The sequence below is a fragment of the Streptomyces sp. NPDC056883 genome (assembly GCF_042788835.1).
Lineage (GTDB): Bacteria > Actinomycetota > Actinomycetes > Streptomycetales > Streptomycetaceae > Streptomyces > Streptomyces stoeckheimensis.
Window position 1 is genome coordinate 326,760 of sequence record NZ_JBHUBS010000008.1, and the last position, 20,062, is coordinate 346,821.

At 71.2% G+C, this 20,062-nt stretch carries 19 protein-coding genes; 17 read left to right on the plus strand and 2 right to left on the minus strand.

Translation table 11 applies throughout. The features are described 5' to 3' along the window. The first annotated feature begins 86 nt into the window (after positions 1-86). The 3 genes from ACFRU2_RS22150 to ACFRU2_RS22160 all read left to right on the plus strand — a co-directional run bounded on the left by ACFRU2_RS22150 (position 87) and on the right by ACFRU2_RS22160 (position 2,976). Positions 87-707, plus strand: a complete 621-nt coding sequence (locus ACFRU2_RS22150) for a vitamin K epoxide reductase family protein (RefSeq protein WP_382974563.1) — start codon at positions 87-89, stop codon at positions 705-707. A gap of 53 nt (positions 708-760) precedes the next feature. Next, positions 761-2,116 (plus strand): replication-associated recombination protein A, encoded by a 1,356-nt coding sequence (locus ACFRU2_RS22155; protein ID WP_266910383.1) that lies wholly within the window; start codon positions 761-763, stop codon positions 2,114-2,116. Between the two features lie 152 nt (positions 2,117-2,268). Then, positions 2,269-2,976, plus strand: a complete 708-nt coding sequence (locus ACFRU2_RS22160; RefSeq protein WP_382974566.1) for an HNH endonuclease family protein — start codon at positions 2,269-2,271, stop codon at positions 2,974-2,976. Positions 2,977-2,999: 23 nt separating this feature from the next. Here ACFRU2_RS22160 and ACFRU2_RS22165 read toward each other — a convergent pair whose 3' ends face one another. Continuing rightward, positions 3,000-3,890, minus strand: coding sequence for a DUF2470 domain-containing protein (locus tag ACFRU2_RS22165; protein ID WP_382974567.1), 891 nt, complete (start codon positions 3,888-3,890; stop codon positions 3,000-3,002). A 55-nt stretch (positions 3,891-3,945) separates the two neighbouring features. Between ACFRU2_RS22165 and rpsD the strand changes: the two genes are divergently transcribed. Continuing rightward, positions 3,946-4,557, plus strand: coding sequence for a 30S ribosomal protein S4 (gene rpsD / locus ACFRU2_RS22170; protein ID WP_008740451.1), 612 nt, complete (start codon positions 3,946-3,948; stop codon positions 4,555-4,557). A gap of 36 nt (positions 4,558-4,593) precedes the next feature. On the opposite strand, the gene ACFRU2_RS22175 is transcribed toward rpsD, so the two are convergent. After that, complete coding sequence (locus tag ACFRU2_RS22175; protein ID WP_382974569.1) at positions 4,594-6,870, minus strand: ATP-binding protein; 2,277 nt, start codon at positions 6,868-6,870, stop codon at positions 4,594-4,596. 169 nt (positions 6,871-7,039) lie between these two features. Between ACFRU2_RS22175 and ACFRU2_RS22180 the strand changes: the two genes are divergently transcribed. From ACFRU2_RS22180 to nusB, 13 genes are all read left to right on the plus strand, one after another. Next, complete coding sequence (locus ACFRU2_RS22180; RefSeq protein ID WP_250744735.1) at positions 7,040-7,480, plus strand: DUF948 domain-containing protein; 441 nt, start codon at positions 7,040-7,042, stop codon at positions 7,478-7,480. Between the two features lie 8 nt (positions 7,481-7,488). Then, on the plus strand, positions 7,489-7,833 hold the full coding sequence (locus ACFRU2_RS22185; protein ID WP_250744736.1) for a DUF6167 family protein: 345 nt from the start codon (positions 7,489-7,491) through the stop codon (positions 7,831-7,833). Then, a complete protein-coding gene (gene alaS, locus ACFRU2_RS22190) occupies positions 7,833-10,502 on the plus strand; it encodes an alanine--tRNA ligase (protein WP_382974571.1) in 2,670 nt (889 codons plus the stop codon). Before ACFRU2_RS22185 ends, alaS begins: the two co-directional genes overlap by 1 nt. Positions 10,503-10,504: 2 nt before the next feature. Next, a complete protein-coding gene (gene ruvX / locus ACFRU2_RS22195; RefSeq protein ID WP_382974573.1) occupies positions 10,505-10,975 on the plus strand; it encodes a Holliday junction resolvase RuvX in 471 nt (156 codons plus the stop codon). A 127-nt stretch (positions 10,976-11,102) separates the two neighbouring features. Next, positions 11,103-12,836, plus strand: coding sequence for an endolytic transglycosylase MltG (mltG, locus tag ACFRU2_RS22200; RefSeq protein WP_382974575.1), 1,734 nt, complete (start codon positions 11,103-11,105; stop codon positions 12,834-12,836). A 6-nt stretch (positions 12,837-12,842) separates the two neighbouring features. Continuing rightward, a complete protein-coding gene (locus tag ACFRU2_RS22205; protein ID WP_382974577.1) occupies positions 12,843-13,670 on the plus strand; it encodes a shikimate dehydrogenase in 828 nt (275 codons plus the stop codon). Between the two features lie 180 nt (positions 13,671-13,850). Next, on the plus strand, positions 13,851-15,035 hold the full coding sequence (gene aroC / locus ACFRU2_RS22210; protein ID WP_382974579.1) for a chorismate synthase: 1,185 nt from the start codon (positions 13,851-13,853) through the stop codon (positions 15,033-15,035). Between the two features lie 44 nt (positions 15,036-15,079). After that, complete coding sequence (locus ACFRU2_RS22215) at positions 15,080-15,562, plus strand: shikimate kinase (protein ID WP_267040891.1); 483 nt, start codon at positions 15,080-15,082, stop codon at positions 15,560-15,562. Further along, positions 15,559-16,650: a 3-dehydroquinate synthase gene (gene aroB / locus ACFRU2_RS22220; protein WP_382974581.1), complete on the plus strand. Its 1,092-nt coding sequence runs from the start codon at positions 15,559-15,561 to the stop codon at positions 16,648-16,650. Before ACFRU2_RS22215 ends, aroB begins: the two co-directional genes overlap by 4 nt. A gap of 135 nt (positions 16,651-16,785) precedes the next feature. Beyond that, complete coding sequence (locus tag ACFRU2_RS22225) at positions 16,786-17,562, plus strand: AAA family ATPase (protein WP_382974584.1); 777 nt, start codon at positions 16,786-16,788, stop codon at positions 17,560-17,562. A gap of 94 nt (positions 17,563-17,656) precedes the next feature. Further along, positions 17,657-18,766: a M24 family metallopeptidase gene (locus tag ACFRU2_RS22230; protein ID WP_382974585.1), complete on the plus strand. Its 1,110-nt coding sequence runs from the start codon at positions 17,657-17,659 to the stop codon at positions 18,764-18,766. A 59-nt stretch (positions 18,767-18,825) separates the two neighbouring features. After that, on the plus strand, positions 18,826-19,392 hold the full coding sequence (gene efp, locus ACFRU2_RS22235) for an elongation factor P (protein ID WP_382974587.1): 567 nt from the start codon (positions 18,826-18,828) through the stop codon (positions 19,390-19,392). Between the two features lie 2 nt (positions 19,393-19,394). Then, complete coding sequence (nusB, locus tag ACFRU2_RS22240; RefSeq protein WP_214948214.1) at positions 19,395-19,832, plus strand: transcription antitermination factor NusB; 438 nt, start codon at positions 19,395-19,397, stop codon at positions 19,830-19,832. Positions 19,833-20,062: the final 230 nt, after the last annotated feature.

The following is a 20,062-nucleotide window of genomic DNA, read 5'->3' on the forward strand; positions in this document are numbered from 1 at the left end:
TCCTGCTGTCCGTCGAACGGTGGACAGCGGTCGGGTACGGCACAATGGCCGGTGCTTGGTGACCTTGCAGATGTGGAGCGGGCGGGATGACGACACGAGGGACCGATACGGACACCGCCGAGCCGCGGACGGCCGTCGGCGGCAGCCGGGCGCTCGCCCTGCTGCTGGTGATCACGGGAGCCGCGGGACTGCTCGCCGCCTGGGTCATCACGATCGACAAGTTCAAGCTGCTGGAGGACCCGAACTTCACCCCGGGCTGCAGCCTCAACCCGATCGTCTCCTGCGGCAACATCATGAAGAGCGACCAGGCGTCCGTCTTCGGCTTCCCGAACCCGATGCTGGGGCTGGTCGCCTACGGCATGGTCGTTTGCGTGGGCATGAGCCTGCTCGCACGGGCGCGCTTCCCCCGCTGGTACTGGCTCACCCTGAACGCCGGGATGCTCTTCGGCGTCGGCTTCTGCACCTGGCTGATGTACCAGTCGCTCTACAGCATCAACTCCCTGTGCCTGTGGTGCTGCCTGGCCTGGGTCGCCACCATCGTCATGTTCTGGTACGTCACCTCGCACAACGTCCGCAACCGGCTGCTGCCGGCCCCCGGCTGGCTGCGCGGCCTCTTCGACGAGTTCACCTGGGTGCTGCCCGTCCTGCACATCGGGATCATCGGCATGCTGATCCTGACCCGCTGGTGGGACTTCTGGACTTCCTGAGCCCGGCCGGTGCGACGGGCGGGAGTGTCGGTGGCCTCGCATAGGCTTCCGGTGTGGAACCAGACCTCTTCACCGCAGCCGCCGAAGACCGCCAGGCGAAGGACCCCTCCAGTTCTCCGCTCGCCGTCCGGATGCGCCCGCGCACCCTGGACGAGGTCGTAGGTCAGCAGCACCTGCTGAAGCCCGGCTCCCCGCTCAGGCGGCTCGTCGGGGACGGGGCGGGCGGTCCCGCCGGTGCCTCCTCGGTGATCCTCTGGGGCCCGCCGGGCATCGGGAAGACCACGCTCGCGTACGTGGTGAGCCAGGCGACGAAGAAGCGGTTCGTCGAGCTGTCCGCGATCACCGCCGGCGTGAAGGAAGTACGGGCCGTCATCGAGGGCGCCAAGCGGGCGGCCGGCGGATACGGCAAGGACACGGTCCTCTTCCTCGACGAGATCCACCGCTTCAGCAAGGCGCAGCAGGACTCGCTGCTGCCGGCCGTGGAGAACCGCTGGGTCACGCTGATCGCCGCGACCACGGAGAACCCGTACTTCTCGATCATCTCCCCGCTGCTGTCGCGCTCGCTGCTGCTGACGCTGGAACCGCTGACGGACGAGGACCTGAGCGCCCTGATGCACCGGGCGCTGACGGAGGAGCGGGGCCTCGGCGGAGCGGTCACCCTGCCGGCGGACGCGGAGGCGCACCTGCTGCGGATCGCCGGCGGCGACGCACGGCGTGCGCTGACGGCCCTGGAGGCGGGCGCGGGATCGGCGATCGCCAAGGGCGAGCCCGAGATCAGCCTCCAGACGGTGGAGGAGGCCGTCGACCGGGCCGCGGTGAAGTACGACCGCGACGGCGACCAGCACTACGACGTGGCCAGCGCGCTGATCAAGTCGATCCGGGGCTCGGACGTGGACGCGGCGCTGCACTATCTGGCACGCATGATCGAAGCGGGGGAGGACCCCCGGTTCATCGCCCGCCGGCTGATGATCTCGGCGAGCGAGGACATCGGGCTGGCCGATCCGACGGCCCTGCCCCTCGCGGTGGCGGCCGCCCAGGCGGTGGCGATGATCGGCTTCCCGGAGGCCTCGCTCACGCTGTCGCACGTGACGATCGCGCTGGCGCTCGCCCCGAAGTCGAACACCGCGACGACGGCGATCGGCGCGGCGCTGGCCGATGTCCGGGCGGGGCTGGCGGGGACCGTGCCGGCGCACCTCCGGGACGGGCACTACAAGGGGGCGGCGAAGCTGGGGCACGCGGTGGGGTACGTGTACCCGCACGACGTGCCCGGCGCGATTGCCGCGCAGCAGTACGCGCCGGATGCGGTGCACGGCAAGCGGTACTACGAGCCGACCCGGTACGGGGCCGAAGCCCGCTACGCGGACGTGGTGGAAAAGGTCCGCGAGCGGCTCCGGGGCGCCGGGTCGTAACCTGCGGCGCCGTTCCCGGAGGCTCCGCTCCCGGACCCCCGCTCCTCAAACGCCGGAGGGGCTGAAAAGATCGCCTCAAACGCCGGCGGGGCTGGATATGCGGCGTCGTGTCGCGGGTGCCGGGCCCGAGGGCCGGGCCTAGGCTCCGAAGCATGGGACGTCCCGCTCCGCTCATCGCCCTGGCGGCCTCGCTGCTGCTCAGTGGGTGCCACCACGGAGACGGCGACGGGGCGCGGGCCAGCGCCGCCGCACTCGTCGCCCAGGTCCCCCTCGCGAGCGCCGGTTTCCCGCCCGCCCCGGCCACCGCCAAGACCCAGCTGGGGAAGCTCAAGGTCGAGTGGGGCAAGAACTGGGAGACGTACAAGCGCGAGAACTTCGGCAAGTACTGGTCCGACGAGACCGACGCCATCGGCGGCCGCAACGGGTGCGACACCCGCGACGACGTCCTGCGCCGGGACCTCCGGGAGCTGCGCGAGGGCGACAGGAACCCCTGCGTCGTGCTGTCCGGAGTGCTGAAGGACCCGTACACGGGGAAGGAGCTCCCCTACTACTACCGCCGCGCTTCGCAGATCCAGACCGACCACGTCGTCGCCCTCGGCGCCGCCTGGCGCGGGGGCGCGTACGCCTGGACCCCGCAGCGGCGCCTGGAGTACGCCAATGACCTGGACGTGCTGCTCGCCGTGGACAAGCAGACGAACTACGACAAGAGCAGCAAGACCGCGGACAAGTGGAAGCCGCCCCAGAAGGGCTACTGGTGCGAGTACGCGCGGCGGTACACCGGGATCAAGGCGAAGTACGGGCTCTCCGTGACCCCGCCGGAGAAGCAGGCGCTGGAGGAGATGCTCGGCACCTGCCCCTAGCGGTTCAGCCGGAGAACAGCGGTTCAGCCGGAGAACAGGGTGCTCATGGCCCGGCGCAGGCCGCAGACGTCGGTCACCGGCTCCGGGAAGTCGAAGCGGGCGTCGAAGGCGGTGGCGCCGCGGGTGAACCGCACGCGCAGGCCCAGCCGGTCCAGGGCGAGGGGGACCGCGGTCAGGTCCGCCGTCTCCCGGGTGCCCAGCAGGCCGCACAGATCACCCATCCGGTCTCCGTGCGAAGAGGCCAGGTGCTGGAGGAGCTCCGTCTCGTGGGCCACCATCGGGTCGGGCTCGGCCGCGGCCAGCAGCTCCGGGTCCACGTGCTCGGCGCCCCACAGGTCGTCCACCGAGATCTCGCCGACCTCCAGGCGCAGCAGCATCCACGCGGGCCGGCCGGTGGGCGTGGCGTCGAGGGACTCGGAGAGGCCCAGGAGCTCTCCGACCGGGTGCCGCTCCGCCAGCAGCGCCGCGCAGGCCGCCCGGTCGGCGGCCCCGCGCACCGGCGTGAGCCACCCGGCGAGCCAGGCGCGGCCTCGGATACGATGGGGCACGGACACCGGCGCCACGTCCGTGATCTCGATCACGGCGGTGAGGTCGTCGTCCTGGGCGTGAGCGGCTGCCCTGGCAGCCGCGGATTCCCCTGATACCAGGAGAATCACGTCCCCGTCCGGGGTGACGGTCCGTGCGGCCGGCATCCCTGTCCCGAACTCCCCCTGGTCAAGAGCACCGGGGAGCGTGAGGGATACTGAGGCGTTGGACTCTACGAGGGTTCGTACGCGTTCGGCTCCGGTGAGCTGCCGAACGCCTTCCCTGGGACGCGGCTGACCTTGCCTATCGTCGCCGAAAGCAGATCCTGTTTCGTTTGGATCTGAACTTCGGTGCGCACTGGGCAGGGGGATCCCATGTGGTCGAGACATTACGTCCTCCTCGCTAAGGTAAGCCTCACCTAACTTACATGGAGGTAGGTTCCACGTGAACCAGAAGCGACCCAAGGTCAAGAAGTCGCGTGCCCTCGGCATTGCGCTGACCCCGAAGGCCGTCAAGTACTTCGAGGCCCGCCCCTACCCGCCGGGCGAGCACGGCCGTGGCCGCAAGCAGAACTCGGACTACAAGGTTCGTCTGCTGGAGAAGCAGCGTCTGCGCGCTCAGTACGACATCTCTGAGCGTCAGATGGCCCGCGCGTACGACCGCGCCAAGAAGGCCGAAGGCAAGACGGGCGAGGCGCTGGTCGTCGAGCTCGAGCGTCGCCTCGACGCCCTGGTCCTGCGTTCGGGCATCGCCCGCACCATCTACCAGGCTCGCCAGATGGTCGTTCACGGCCACATCGAGGTCAACGGCGACAAGGTCGACAAGCCGTCGTTCCGCGTCCGTCCGGACGACGTCATCACGGTGCGCGAGCGCAGCCGCGAGAAGGTTCCGTTCCAGGTTGCCCGTGAGGGTGGCTACGCAGGCGAGGGCGAGACCCCCCGTTACCTGCAGGTCAACCTGAAGGCCCTGGCCTTCCGCCTGGACCGCGACCCGAACCGCAAGGAAATCCCGGTCATCTGCGACGAGCAGCTCGTCGTCGAGTACTACGCCCGCTGATCGAGCAACACCAGCGGACGTAGCCTCACAGGCTGGTCAGCCCGCCGGTTCCCCCTCGGGGGAGCCGGCGGGTTTCCTGCTTTTCGCCCCCGGGTGCACCATCGGCCGCTCCGACCGCTCGGTCGCGCCGCGCGGCCTCGGCAGCGGCCCCGCCGGCACCGGTGCCGGCTCCGGTCCCCGCAGGGCGCGCTCCACGAGGGCGTCCAGGGGCAGGGTCCGGCCGTGCCGGGCGCAGGACGCGTACCGCTCGGCGCCCAGCAGTTCGCCCGCCCGCTCCTGGCACATCAGCCGCGGGGCGTTGAAGTAACCCGAGCCGAACAGCCGCATCCCCACCCCGTCCCACAGGGGCTCCGCCGCGCCCTGCAGCACCGCCGCCTCCGCCGGATGCCCCTCGGCCACCGTGACCAGCGCGAGCAGCTCCACCGCCAGCACCAGCCCGACCAGATCGCGGAAGGTGTGGTTGATGGCCACGCACTCGGCCAGCAGACGCCGCGCCTCGGCCGTGCCCCCGGCGTCCAGCGCCGCGTACGCCAGGACGTACAGGGCGTACGCCTTGGTCCAGCGCTCCCCGCGCTCCTCGCAGATGTCCCGGACCTCCCGGCACAGGGTGAGCGCGCCCGCCAGATCCCCCTGGAAGGCCAGCGCCATCGCCAGTTCCACCTGGCACATCAGCACGTTGCTGTTGAGCTCCCCGGCCTCCCGGTAGCGCTCCAGCGCCGAGCCCAGCAGCTCCCCGGCCCGCGTCATGTCGTCCGAGATCAGTGCCAGACAGCCCATCCGGTGCACGGCGTACGCGCCCGCCACCGGGTTCTCGCTCCGTGCGGCCCCGTCCCGGCACTCGTACAGCGCGCTCATCGAGGCCACCGAGTCGCCCTGCAGGGCCGCGACGTACCCGAGCACCCACAGCGCCTTCAGCCGGGAGCTCTCGTACTCCACCCCCGTCGGGGCGCTGTGCCCGAGGTCGCCCTCCAGGGTCCGGTCCAGCCAGTGCCGGCCCTCGGTGAGCCGGCCGCAGCCGGCCCAGAAGAACCACAGGGTGCCCGCCAGGTATTGGCCCAGGTGGATCTCCTCCGGCTCGTCCAGGCAGCACTCCAGCGCGAGCCGGAGGTTCGGCAGTTCCGCCTCCACCAGCGCGGCCACCTCCTCCTGGCGCGGACTGAACCAGTCCAGCTCGCACCAGGTCGCCAGGCCCATGTACCAGTCCCGGTGCCGGCGCCGGAGCCGCCGGGCGTCGCCCAGCGACTCCAGCCAGCCCGCCCCGTAGATCCGTACGCTCTCCAGCATCCGGTAGCGGACCCCGGCCGCCGTCTCCTCCCGGATCAGCAGGGACTGCCCCAGCAGCTCCCCGACCAGGTCCAGCACCGAATCCACCGGCAGGTCCGGCCCCGCGCACACGTACTCGGCGGCGTCCAGGTCGAACTGCCCGGCGAACACCGAGAGCCGCGCCCACAGCAGCCGCTCCCCGGCCGTGCACAGCTCGTGGCTCCAGCCGATCGCCGTCCGCAGCGCCCGGTGCCGGGGCAGCGCGCCGCGCGAACCGCCCGTCAGCAGGGCGAAGCGGTCCTCCAGCCGGGACAGCACCTGCTCCGGCGACAGGGTGCGCAGCCGGCCCGCCGCCAGCTCCAGCGCCAGCGGCAGGCCGTCGAGGCGGGCGCACAGCTCGGCCAGCACCGCCCGGTTGGCCTCCGTCAGGGCGAAGGCCGGATCGGCCGCCGAGGTCCGCTCGATCAGCAGGGCCAGGGCCTCCTCCGGATCCAGCGGGGCGAGCGGCCAGGACAGCTCCCCGTCGAGGGTCAGCGGGCGCCGGCCGGCGGCGAGCACGCGCAGGCCGGGGGAGCGGCGCAGGAGGTCCCGTACGAGGTCCGCGGTCTCGTCGACCAGTTGCTCGAAGCCGTCCAGGACCAGCAGCAGCCGCCGCTCGGCCAGGTGCTCGGCGAGGACCGTCCGGGGCGGCCTGGTGGTGTGGTCGGTCAGCCCGAGCGCCTCGGCGAGCGTCAGCTCCAGCAGCGCCGGATCCCGTACGGAGGCCAGCTCGGCCAGCCACACCCCGTCGAAGTAGCGTTCCTGCGCCGGATCGGCGGGGCCGCTCGCGTCGGAGGGGCGGACGGGACCGGCCGCCGCGTCGGCGGCCGCCCTGGCCGCCGCCAGTACCAGGCGGGTCTTGCCCACGCCGCCCGCGCCGGTCACCGTGACCAGCCGCGAGGCGTCCAGCAGCCGCCCCAACTCGGAAAGTTCCCCGCCCCGCCCGACAAAGCCGCTCAGGTCCGAGGGAAGATTGCCCGGCGTCCTTCGTGGAATGGGTCTTTGTCGCATGGGACACGGAGCGTACTGGTCCGCATGCGCTGCGTACAAGGCGGGTCGGTCGCGGACGCCCGACAGGCGTGGCGCCCCGGATTTCCGGTACTGCGGCGGATCTCCGGCGCGATAGGGTCGGAGGACGACTTTTTCGCTTGGTGATCAATCTGTAGAGAGCGGTGTGAACGTGTCCGGTGGAGAGGTGGCCGGGATCCTCGTGGCCGTCTTCTGGGCCATCCTGGTCTCGTTCCTCGCCGTGGTGCTGGTGAGGCTGGCCCAGGTGCTCAAGGCGACCACCAAGCTGGTGGCCGACGTGACCGAGCAGGCCGTCCCGCTGCTCGCGGACGCCTCCACCACCGTCCGCTCCGCCCGCACCCAGCTCGACCGGGTCGACGCCATCGCGAGCGACGTACAGGAAGTCACCTCCAACGCCTCCGCGCTGTCCTCCACCGTGGCGTCCACCTTCGGCGGCCCGCTCGTCAAGGTCGCCGCCTTCGGCTACGGCGTCCGCAAGGCGCTGGGCAAGGGCGGCGCGACCCCGCAGGACGCGCCGGGCAAGACCTCCCGACGGACCGTGATCGTCGGCCGTACGGTGCCGGCGGCCCGGCGCCGGAAGCAGAAGGGCTGAGATCTCCGATGTTCCGCCGAGCCTTCTGGTTCACCGCCGGCGCAGCCGCCGGCGTGTGGGCCACCACCAAGGTCAACCGGCAGCTCAAGAAGCTGACGCCGGAGAGCCTCGCCGCCCAGGCCGCCGACAAGGCGATCGAGGCGGGCCACCGCCTCAAGGACTTCGCCCTCGACGTCAAGTCGGGAATGTCGCAGCGCGAGGACGAGCTGAACGACGCACTGGGACTCCACCAGGATCCCGAGCTGCCCGCCAACGTCACCGCCCTTCCCGGGCCGCGGCGGCTGCGGGCGATCGAGCAGGACCAGAACGACCCAACCACACAGTTTTCGTACAACCGGAATGAGGACCACTGATGGAGTCGGCTGAAATCCGCCGCCGCTGGCTGAGCTTCTTCGAGGAGCGCGGTCACACCGTTGTCCCTTCGGCGTCGCTCATCGCGGACGACCCGACTCTGCTGCTGGTGCCCGCGGGCATGGTGCCGTTCAAGCCGTACTTCCTCGGCGAGGTCAAGCCGCCCGCGTCCACGCTCACCAGCGTGCAGAAGTGCGTCCGTACGCCGGACATCGAAGAGGTCGGCAAGACCACCCGCCACGGCACGTTCTTCCAGATGTGCGGCAACTTCTCCTTCGGCGACTACTTCAAGGAAGGCGCCATCAAGTACGCCTGGGAGCTGCTCACCAGCTCCGTGGCGGACGGTGGCTACGGCCTGGAGCCCGAGAAGCTCTGGATCACGGTCTACCTCGACGACGACGAGGCCGAGGCCATCTGGCGCGACGTCGTGGGCGTCCCGCAGGAGCGCATCCAGCGCCTGGGCAAGAAGGACAACTTCTGGTCCATGGGCGTCCCGGGCCCCTGCGGTCCCTGCTCGGAGATCAACTACGACCGCGGCCCCGAGTTCGGCGTCGAGGGCGGCCCCGCCGTCAACGACGAGCGCTACGTGGAGATCTGGAACCTGGTCTTCATGCAGTACGAGCGCGGCGCCGGCGACGGGAAGGAAGACTTCCCGATCCTCGGCGACCTGCCGTCGAAGAACATCGACACCGGTCTCGGCCTCGAGCGCCTCGCCATGATCCTGCAGGGCGTACAGAACATGTACGAGACCGACACCCTGCGCGTGGTCATGGACAAGGCCACCGAGCTGACCGGCGTGCAGTACGGCGCCGAGCAGGGCACGGACGTCTCGCTGCGCGTGGTCGCCGACCACATCCGCACCTCGACCATGCTCATCGGCGACGGCGTCACCCCCGGCAACGAGGGCCGCGGCTACGTGCTGCGCCGCATCATGCGCCGCGCCATCCGCAACATGCGCCTCATGGGCGCCACCGGTCCGGTCGTCCAGGACCTGGTCAACGTGGTCATCGAGACCATGGGCCAGCAGTACCCGGAGCTCGTGACCGACCGCAAGCGCATCGAGACCGTCGCGCTCGCCGAAGAGGCCGCCTTCCTCAAGGCCATCAAGGGCGGCACGAACATCCTCGACACCGCCGTCAGCGAGACCAAGGCCGCCGGCGGCACCGTCCTGGCCGGCGACAAGGCGTTCCTGCTCCACGACACCTGGGGCTTCCCGATCGACCTCACCCTGGAGATGGCCGCCGAGCAGGGCCTCGCCGTGGACGAGCCCGGCTTCCGCCGCCTGATGCAGGAGCAGCGGGACCGGGCCAAGGCCGACGCCAAGGCCAAGAAGACCGGCCACGCGGACATGTCCGCCTACCGGGAGATCGCCGACGGCTCCGGCGCCACCGAGTTCACCGGCTACGCCACCAACCAGGGCGAGTCCACCATCGTCGGCCTCCTGGTCAACGGCGTCTCCGCGCCCGCCGCCTCCGAGGGCGACGAGGTCGAGGTCGTCCTGGACCGCACCCCCTTCTACGCCGAAGGCGGCGGCCAGCTCGCCGACCAGGGCCGCATCAAGCTCGACTCGGGCGCCGTCATCGTCGTCCGCGACGTGCAGCAGCCGGTCCCGGGCGTCTCCGTGCACAAGGGCTCCGTCCAGGTCGGCGAGGTGACGGTGGGCGCCTCCGCGTACGCCGCCATCGACATCCAGCGCCGCCGGGCCATCGCCCGCGCCCACTCGGCCACGCACCTGACGCACCAGGCCCTGCGCGACGCCCTCGGCCCGACGGCCGCCCAGGCCGGTTCCGAGAACTCGCCCGGCCGCTTCCGCTTCGACTTCGGCTCGCCGAACGCCGTCCCCGGCTCGGTCCTCACCGACGTCGAGCACAAGATCAACGACGTGCTCTCCCGCGAGCTCGAGGTCACCGCCGAGATCATGAGCATCGACGAGGCGAAGAAGCAGGGCGCCATCGCCGAGTTCGGCGAGAAGTACGGCGAGCGCGTGCGCGTCGTGACCATCGGCGACTTCTCCAAGGAGCTGTGCGGCGGCACGCACGTCGGCAACACCGCCCAGCTGGGCCTGGTGAAGCTGCTCGGCGAGTCCTCCATCGGCTCCGGCGTGCGCCGCGTCGAGGCCCTCGTCGGCGTGGACGCGTACAACTTCCTCGCCAAGGAGCACACGGTCGTCGCCCAGCTCCAGGAGCTGGTCAAGGGCCGTCCGGAGGAGCTGCCGGAGAAGATCGCCTCCATGCTCGGCAAGCTGAAGGACGCCGAGAAGGAGATCGAGAAGTTCCGCGCGGAGAAGGTCCTCCAGGCCGCCGCCGGTCTCGCCGCGGGCGCCCAGGACATCAAGGGCGTCGCCCTCGTCGTGGGCACCGTCCCGGACGGCACCGGCGCCGACGACCTGCGCAAGCTGGTCCTCGACGTCCGCGGCCGCATCCAGGGCGACCGCCCGGCCGTCGTGGCCCTGTTCACCACGGCGAACGACCGCCCGCTGACCGTCATCGCCACCAACGAGGCCGCCCGCGAGCGCGGTCTCAAGGCCGGCGACCTGGTCCGTACGGCCGCCAAGACCCTCGGTGGCGGCGGTGGCGGCAAGCCGGACGTGGCCCAGGGCGGTGGCCAGAACCCGGCCGCCATCCCCGAGGCCATCGCCGCGGTCGAGCGCCTCGTCGTAGAGACGGTCTGAAGATGACACTGCGCCGCGGCCGCCGTCTGGCCATCGATGTCGGTGACGCCCGGATCGGGGTCGCCTCGTGCGACCCCGATGGGGTGTTGGCCACACCGGTGGAGACCGTTCCGGGCCGGGACATCCCCTTCGCCCACCGGCGGCTGCGGCAGCTCGTCGCCGAGTACGAGCCCCTCGAGGTGGTGGTCGGTCTGCCCCGCTCGCTCAGCGGGCGGGAGGGGCCGGCCGCGGCCAAGTGCCGCGCCTTCGCCACGGAACTCGCCAAGGGCATCAAGCCCGTGACGGTCCGTCTGGTGGACGAGCGGATGACCACGGTCACCGCGGCCCAGGGCCTGCGGGCCTCGGGAAAGAACGCGAAGAAGAGCCGGTCGGTCATCGATCAGGCGGCCGCCGTGGTGATCCTTCAGAACGCTCTGGAGACCGAACGGGTATCAGGTAATCCGCCCGGTGAGTGCGTCGAAGTGGTTGTCTGATCGCGATACGGTAACGTTCCGCGCGATGTGACGGCATTCGAACAGCCGTCGCCCATCAGAAGAGGCGGAACCGTGTGTCGCGGCAGACGGAGTCGCGGCCAACGCCCTGCGGCGCGCTAGGGGATCGATGACTGAGTATGGCCGGGGCCCTGGCCCCGAACCGTGGCACCCCGAGGACCCGCAGTACGGGGACCAGGGGTGGACCGGGCACGAGGCCCAGCAGGGTCAGATGCCCTACGTCGGCGACCCGCAGCAGTACCAGCAGGAGCCTCAGCCCCAGCAGGCCTACTACCAGCAGCAGGGCCAGTACCCCCAGGCCCAGCAGATGCCGTACCCGCAGCAGCAGCAACAGCAGCAGCAGGTGCCGTATCCCCAGCATCCGCAGCAGTACCAGCAGCACCCGCAGCACCCTCAGCAACACGACTCGTACGGAGGTCAGGGCCAGGTCTGGGACACCGGGCAGGGCCACTACGCCGGGGTCCCGCAGGCTGCCGATCCGTACGCGGGCGCGGATCCGTACGCGCAGCAGCAGACGAGCGGCTACCCCGGCGAGGCCCCCGACCTCTACGGCACCCCCGAGGCCTTTCCGCCGCCGCGGCCCCCGAGCCAGCGGCACCTCGACACCGAAGAGGACTGGCAGGAGGAGGACTCCACGGCCGACCGGGCCGCGGACACCTTCCTCGCCGGCGGAGACGGTGGCGAGGACGACGGTGACGGCGACGACGGCGGGCGCGGCGGCCGCCGGTCGGGCCGCTCCGGCGGCGGCAAGCCGAAGAAGCGCAGCGGCATGGCCTGCCTCATCGCGGCCGTGGTCATCGTCGGTGTGCTCGGCGGTGGCGGCTACTACGGCTACAGCTTCATCAAGGACAAGTTCGGCGCGGCCGAGGACTTCGCGGGCGACGGCATCGACGAGACGGTCGACGTGGAGATCCCCAAGGGTGCGGGCCTGGGTCAGATGGGCCGCATCCTCAAGGAGCAGGGCGTCGTCGCGAGCGCCCAGGCGTTCGTGGACGCGGCGAGCAACCGACCCGGGGGCAAGTCGATCCAGCCCGGCATCTATCCGCTGAAGAAGAAGATGTCGGCGGCCGCCGCGGTCGCGGTCATGACCGACCCCTCGAAGCTGCACGTCCTCACGATCTCCGAGGGCATGCGCAACAGCGTGGTCTACGACGCGATCGACAAGAAGCTCGAGAAGCCGGCCGGCACCACGAAGGACATCGCCTTCAAGCAGGCCAAGACCCTCGGTCTGCCGGCCTGGGCGAACAACGACCCGAAGATCATGGACCCGCTCGAGGGCTTCCTGTTCCCGATGCGCTACGACCTGACCAAGGACAGCACCCCCGAGTCCCTGCTCAAGCAGATGGTCAAGAACGCGACCGACAAGTACACGGAGCTCGGGGTCGAGGGCAAGGCCAAGGAACTGGGCCTGGACAACCCGCTCCAGGTGATCACGGTCGCCAGCCTCGTCAACGCCGAGGGCAAGAACCACGACGACTTCCGGAAGATGGCGGAGGTGGTCTACAACCGCCTCAAGAAGACCAACGACGTCACGAACCGGAAGATCGAGTTCGACTCGACGTACAACTACGTCAAGGGCCAGAGCGAGATCAACTTCAACGTCAAGGAAGCCAAGGCGTTCGTCCACCCGTACAACACGCACAACGTGGCGGGACTGCCCCCGGGCCCGATCGGGAACCCCGGCCTGGACGCGCTGAACGGTACGCTCAACCCTGACCACGGCGGCTGGATGTTCTTCGTGGCGGTCGACGAAAACAAGACGACCTTCACCAAGACCTACGACGAGCACCTCAAGCTCGTGGCCGAGTTCCAGGAACGGCAGAAGCAGAAGAACGGCGGGTAGCAGGGCATGTCACGGATACGGGCCGCGGTGCTGGGTTCTCCCATCGAGCACTCCCTCTCGCCGGTGCTGCACCGCGCCGCGTACCAGGAGCTCGGCCTCGGGGACCGGTCGTACGACCGCTTCGAGATCGACGAGGCCGCGCTCCCCGGATTCATGGCACAGCTCGGCCCCGAGTGGGCCGGGCTGTCGCTGACCATGCCGCTCAAGCGGGCGATCATCCCGCTGCTCGACGAGATCAGCGACACGGCCGCCTCCGTGGAGACGGTCAACACCGTCGTCTTCACCGAGGACGGCCGCAGGGTCGGTGACAACACCGACATCCCCGGCCTGCTCGCCGCGCTGGGCGAGCAGGGAGTCCGGAAGGTGGAGTCCGCCGCCGTCCTCGGCGCGGGCGCCACCGCCTCCTCGGCGCTCGCCGCACTGGCCCGGATCTGCACCGGCGAGGTGACCGCGTACGTACGCTCCGAGGCCCGGGCCTCGGAGATGCGCGCGTGGGGCGAGCGGCTCGGCGTGGACGTCCGTACGGCCGACTGGTCGCGGGCGGCCGAGGCGCTGGACGCGCCGCTGGTCATCGCCACCACCCCGGCCGGGGCCACGGACGAGCTGGCCGCCTCCGTGCCCGCCGCTGCGGGCACCCTCTTCGACGTCCTGTACGACCCCTGGCCCACGCCCCTGGCGGCGGCCTGGACGGAGCGGGGCGGCAAGCTCCTCGGCGGCCTGGACCTCCTGGTCCACCAGGCGGTCCTCCAGGTCGAGCTGATGACCGGTTGTCCCACCGCCCCGCTCGCCGCCATGCGCGCCGCGGGCGAGGCGGCGCTGCGCGCCCGCCACTGAGCGGGACCGCAGACGAGTTCTAGATCCACAGCTCACCCGCGAGCCGGGGTGCGCCGCCGTCCGATAGCTGGACCGAGGGCGGTGTACGGGCCCGGACATGGGAGGATCGGGTGAAGGCGGGTCCGGGCCGCGCACCCGATCGCGCCATCGATGAATCAGGCGCGAGCACGAGGAGCATCGTTGAGCAGGTTGCGTTGGCTGACGGCCGGGGAATCGCACGGCCCGGCGCTGGTGGCGACGCTGGAGGGTCTTCCCGCCGGCGTCCCGGTCACCACGGAGCTGGTGGCCGAACACCTGGCCCGGCGCCGACTCGGCTACGGCCGCGGTGCCCGGATGAAGTTCGAGCAGGACGAGATCACCATCCTCGGCGGTGTCCGCCACGGCCTGTCCCAGGGCGGCCCCGTTGCCATCATGATCGGCAACAGCGAGTGGCCCAAGTGGGAGACCGTGATGTCGGCCGACCCGGTCGACCCCTCGCTCCTGAAGGAGACCGGCCGCAACGCCGCGCTCACCCGCCCCCGCCCCGGCCACGCCGACCTGGCGGGCATGCAGAAGTACGGCTTCTCCGAGGCCCGGCCGATCCTGGAGCGCGCCAGCGCCCGCGAGACCGCCGCCCGCGTCGCCCTCGGCGCCGTCGCCCGCTCCTTCATCAAGGAGGTGGCCGGCATCGAGATCGTCTCCCACGTGGTGGAGCTGGCCGCGGCCAAGGCCCCGTACGGCGTCTACCCGACCCCCGCCGACGTCGAGAAGCTCGACGCCGACCCGGTGCGCTGCCTCGACGCCGACGCGTCGAAGCAGATGGTCGCGGAGATCGACCAGGCCCACAAGGACGGCGACACCCTCGGCGGCGTCGTCGAGGTCCTCGCCTACGGGGTGCCCGTCGGCCTGGGCTCGCACGTCCACTGGGACCGCCGCCTCGACGCGCGCCTCGCGGCCGCGCTCATGGGCATCCAGGCGATCAAGGGCGTCGAGGTCGGCGACGGCTTCGACCTGGCCCGCGTGCCCGGCTCGCAGGCCCACGACGAGATCGTCTCCACCCCCGAGGGCCTCAAGCGGACCTCCGGCCGCGCCGGTGGCACCGAGGGCGGTCTGACCACCGGTGAGCTGCTGCGCGTGCGCGCCGCGATGAAGCCGATCGCGACCGTGCCGAAGGCCCTCGCGACCGTGGACGTCGCCACCGGCGAGGCCACCGTCGCGCACCACCAGCGCTCCGACGTCTGTGCCGTGCCCGCCGCGGGCATCGTCGCCGAGGCCATGGTCGCCCTGGTGCTGGCCGACGCCGTCGTGGAGAAGTTCGGCGGCGACTCGGTCCCCGAGACCCGCCGCAACGTGCAGTCGTACCTCGACAACCTGCAGATCCGGTGACCGGCGCCCGTGCGACCGGACCCCTGGTGGTCCTCGTCGGCCCCATGGGGTCCGGCAAGTCCACCGTGGGCGAGCTGATCGCCCAGCGGCTCGGAGTCTCCTACCGGGACACCGACGCCGACATCGTGGCGGCCCAGGGCCGGGAGATCTCCGACATCTTCGTGGACGAGGGCGAGCCGTACTTCCGTGAGCTGGAGCGGGAGGCGGTCGCCGCCGCCGTCGCCGGACACGAGGGAGTCCTCGCCCTCGGCGGCGGCGCCGTCCTCGACGAGAAGACGCGCGAACTGCTGACCGGACTGCCCGTCGCCTACCTCTCGATGGACGTCGAGGAAGCCGTCAAGCGCGTGGGCCTCGGCGCCGCGCGCCCGCTGCTCGCCGTCAACCCGCGCCGCCAGTGGCGCGAGCTGATGGACGCCCGGCGCCCCCTGTACACCGAAGTCGCGCGCGTCGTGGTGGCCACCGACGCCCGTACACCCGAAGAGGTCGCCCAGGCGGTCCTCGACGCTCTGGAGTTGAAGAACGCATGACAGACCAGGTGACGCGGATCCAGGTCGGCGCGAGCGCCGGGCACGACGCGTACGAGGTGCTGGTCGGCCGGCAGCTGCTCGGCGAGCTCGGCTCCCTGATCGGTACGAAGGCCCAGCGGGTCGCCGTGATCCACCCCGAGGCCCTCGCCTCGACCGGTGAGGCCCTGCGGGACGACCTCGCCGCGCAGGGGTACGAGGCCATCGCCATCCAGGTGCCGAACGCCGAAGAGGCCAAGACGGTCGAGGTGATGGCGTACTGCTGGAAGGCGCTGGGCCAGTCCGGCTTCACCCGCAGCGACGCCATCGTCGGCGTCGGCGGGGGAGCCACCACCGACCTCGCGGGCTTCGTCGCGGCCTCCTGGCTGCGCGGGGTGCGCTGGATCGCCGTCCCGACCACCATCCTGGCGATGGTGGACGCGGCCGTCGGCGGCAAGACCGGCATCAACACCGCCGAGGGCAAGAACCTCGTCGGCGCCTTCCACCCGCCGGCCGGCGTGCTCTGCGACCTGGCGGCGCTGGACTCGCTGCCGGTCAACGACTACGTCAGCGGTCTCGCCGAGATCATCAAGGCCGGATTCATCTCCGACCCGGTGATCCTCGACCTGATCGAGGCGGACCCCGAGGCGGCGCGCACGCCCGCCGGCCCGCACACGGCCGAGCTGATCTGCCGCTCCATCCAGGTCAAGGCCGACGTGGTCTCCAGCGACCTCAAGGAGTCGGGCCTGCGGGAGATCCTCAACTACGGGCACACCCTCGCGCACGCCATCGAGAAGAACGAGCGCTACAAGTGGCGCCACGGTGCGGCCGTCTCGATCGGCATGGTCTTCGCCGCCGAACTGGGCCGGCTCGCGGGCCGGCTCGACGACGCGACCGCGGACCGGCACAAGGCCGTCCTCGCCTCGGTGGGGCTGCCGCTGACCTACCGCGGCGACCAGTGGCCCAAGCTGCTGGAGACCATGAAGCTCGACAAGAAGTCCCGGGGCGACCTGCTGCGCTTCATCGTCCTGGACGGGCTGGCGAAGCCGACCGTCCTGGAGGGTCCCGACCCGGCCGTCCTCGTGGCGGCCTTCGGCGAGGTCACTGCCTGAGCCGGTTCGGGCCGGTGCGAACCGGCCCGAACCGTCCCGAAGCGGACCAGCTCCCGACCGTGTGACCCGGCGGGCCGCCGGGGTCATATAACGTTCTCGCATCAGTCGTGGTGGAACGAGACGGAGTGGCAGCGGATGCAGCAGGGAGTGGGAGGCGGTGGCTGGGAGCCGCAGGGGAGTCGGCACCCGGCGGCGCCCCCGCAGCCGGGAATACCGCCCGTGGCGGGCTGGCCCGCGCCTCCCGTGCCTCCTGTGCCTCCCTTGCCCTCCGCGCCCGCGGCGCCGCCGTCCGTGCCGGGTCCGCCGGACGGGTTCACCGGGCACGTCCCGCTGCCCCCCGCGGCTCCCGGCACCGGCGGAGCCACCCTCGCGGTCCTGCTGATCGGCCCCGCGGGCGCCGGCAAGACCACGGTGGCCCGCCACTGGGCCGCCACCCGGCCCGTCCCCACCGCGCACGTCAGCCTGGACGACGTACGGGAATGGGTGTGCTCGGGCTTCGCGGACCCGCAGGCCGGATGGAACGACCACTCCGAGGCCCAGTACCGCCTGGCCCGCCGCACCTGCGGCTTCGCCGCCCGGAACTTCCTGGCCAACGGGATCTCGTGCATCCTCGACGACGCCGTGTTCCCGGACCGGCCGGTGGTGGGCCTCGGCGGCTGGAAGCGCCACGTGGGGCCCGCGCTGCTGCCCGTGGTCCTGCTGCCCGGCCTGGAAATCGTCCTGGAACGCAACGCCGCCCGCTCCGGGAACAGGCGCCTCTCCGACGAGGAGGTCGCGCGGATCCACGGCCGCATGGCCGGCTGGTACGGATCCGGGCTGCCGATCATCGACAACTCCCACCTGGACGTCGAGGGCACCGCCCGCGCCCTGGACGAGACCCTGGCCCGGGTCATCTCCCAACCCGCCTACTGAAATCCGCGCCCGCGGCGCCCGCCGGGCCGGGCCCGGCCCCCGTACGGACGTGCTCACCAGGCCGGATGGGCGCAGCGCTCGTAGGCTCGGAAACATGTCAGACGTGTACGCGGCCCGCCGGGGCCTGCTTCGCGACCGCTGTGCGGCCGCCGGAAACGCCGCCGCACTCATCACGCGTCCGGCGAACGTCCGTTACCTCTCCGGGGCGTCGCCGCTGGGCGCGGTCCTGCTGGTCGGTCCGAGCGGCGAGGACATGCTGTTCTGCGCCGGGCAGCCCTCCGGGGAGGCCGACGAGGGACGGCTCGACGAGAACCTGCGGCTCTCCGTGCTGGCCGGTCCGGGAGCGGATCCCGCCGTCGCGGCGGCCGACGCGGCCTCCGCCGCCCGCGCCGAATCCCTCGCCGTCGAGGAACACCACCTCACCGTCGGCCGGCACCGGGCCATCGGCTCGGTGGCACCCAGGCTGCGCCTCGCCGATCTGGGCACCGCCGTGGAACAGCAGCGCCTCGTCAAGGACGAGGAGGAGATCGCCTGCCTGCGGATCGCCGCCGAGATCGCCGACCAGGCCCTCGGGGAGCTGCTCGAATCGATCCTCGTGGGCCGCACCGAACGGCACCTCGCCCTGGAGCTGGAACGCCGGCTCGTGGACCACGGGGCGGACGGCCCCGCCTTCCCGACCTCCGTCGGCACCGGCCCGCACTCCGGCCGCTCCCGGCACCGGCCCTCGGACAGGCGGGTCGAGGAGGGTGATTTCCTCTCCGTCTGCCTCGGTGCGAACTACCGGGGCTACCGCTGCGAGATCGGCCGCACCTTCGTGATCGGCACGACCCCCGCCGACTGGCAGATCGAGCTGTACGACCTGGTCTTCGCCGCCCAGCGGGCGGGCCGGGAGGCCCTGCTGCCCGGGGCCGCGTACCGCGACGTGGATCACGCGGCCCGCTCCGTCCTCGACTCCGCAGGTCACGGCGAGGCCCTCGCGGCGTGGACCGGACACGGAGTCGGTCTCGAAATCGACGAGGACCCGCAGCTTGCACCTACGGCCATGGGTAAACTGGACGCTTGCGTGCCGGTCACCGTCGAACCGGGGGTTCACCTCCCCGGTCGGGGCGGTGTCCGGATCGATGACACGCTCGTCGTACGCCCCGAGGCGGACGGCGGTCCCGAGCTACTCACCATTACGACCAAGGAGCTGCTCGCGCTCTAGCCCGCGTCGTCGGGCTGTGCGCGCACCCGTGGTCTTCCAGTGCAGGAGATTCCCAAACCGTGGCTTCCACGAACGACCTCAAGAACGGCATGGTGCTCAAGCTCGACGGTGGCCAGCTCTGGTCCGTCGTCGAGTTCCAGCACGTCAAGCCCGGCAAGGGCCCGGCCTTCGTGCGCACCAAGCTGAAGAGCGTCATGTCCGGCAAGGTCGTCGACAAGACGTTCAACGCCGGCACCAAGGTCGAGACGGCCACCATCGACCGCCGCGACATGCAGTTCTCCTACATGGACGGCGAGTACTTCGTCTTCATGGACATGGAGGACTTCGACCAGCTGATGGTCAGCAAGAAGGCCGTCGGCGACGCCGCCAACTTCCTCATCGAGGGCTTCACCGCCTCCGTGGCCCGCCACGAGGGCGAGGTGCTCTACGTCGAGCTCCCGGCCGCCGTCGAGCTGACCGTCAAGCACACCGACCCGGGCGTCCAGGGCGACCGCTCCACCGGTGGCACCAAGCCGGCGACGCTGGAGACGGACCACGAGATCCAGGTCCCGCTCTTCATCAACACCGGCGAGAAGATCAAGGTCGACACCCGCACCAGCGACTACCTCGGCCGGGTGAACAGCTAACCGTGGCTGCCCGGAGCAACGCGCGCAAGCGCGCTTTCCAGATCCTGTTCGAGGCCGACCAGCGCGGGGTCTCCGTGCGCGAGGTCCTCGCGGACTGGGTCCGCCACTCGCGGTCGGACACCGACCGTCAGCCCGCGGTGAACGAGTTCACCATGGAACTCGTCGAGGGGTACGCCGACAAGGTGGACCGCATCGACGATCTGATCGCCACCTACGCCGTGGACTGGGACCTCGACCGCATGCCGGTCGTGGACCGGAACATCGTGCGTCTCGGTGCCTACGAGCTGATCTGGGTCGACGGAACCCCGGACGCCGTGGCCATCGACGAGGCCGTCCAGCTGGCCAAGGAGTTCTCCACGGACGAGTCTCCCTCGTTCGTGAACGGACTGCTCGGCCGCTTCAAGGACCTCAAGCCGAAGCTGCGCCGCAGCGAGAGCTGACAGGCGCCGGTACGGCGAGAACGGAGGGCCCGTAGCGCACGCGCGCTGCGGGCCCTCCGTCGTACGCCCCCCTGGGCGCCGGAGGGCCCTGTGCGGGCATGAAAAGGCCGGTGGGTGGCGGGGGGGGGGGGGGGGGACGCCACCCCCCCCCCCCCCTCCTTTCCTTTTTTTTGGGGGTGGACAGTCCTCTTTTCTCCCCCCCCCCCCGCTCTCCTCCCCCCCCCCCCCCC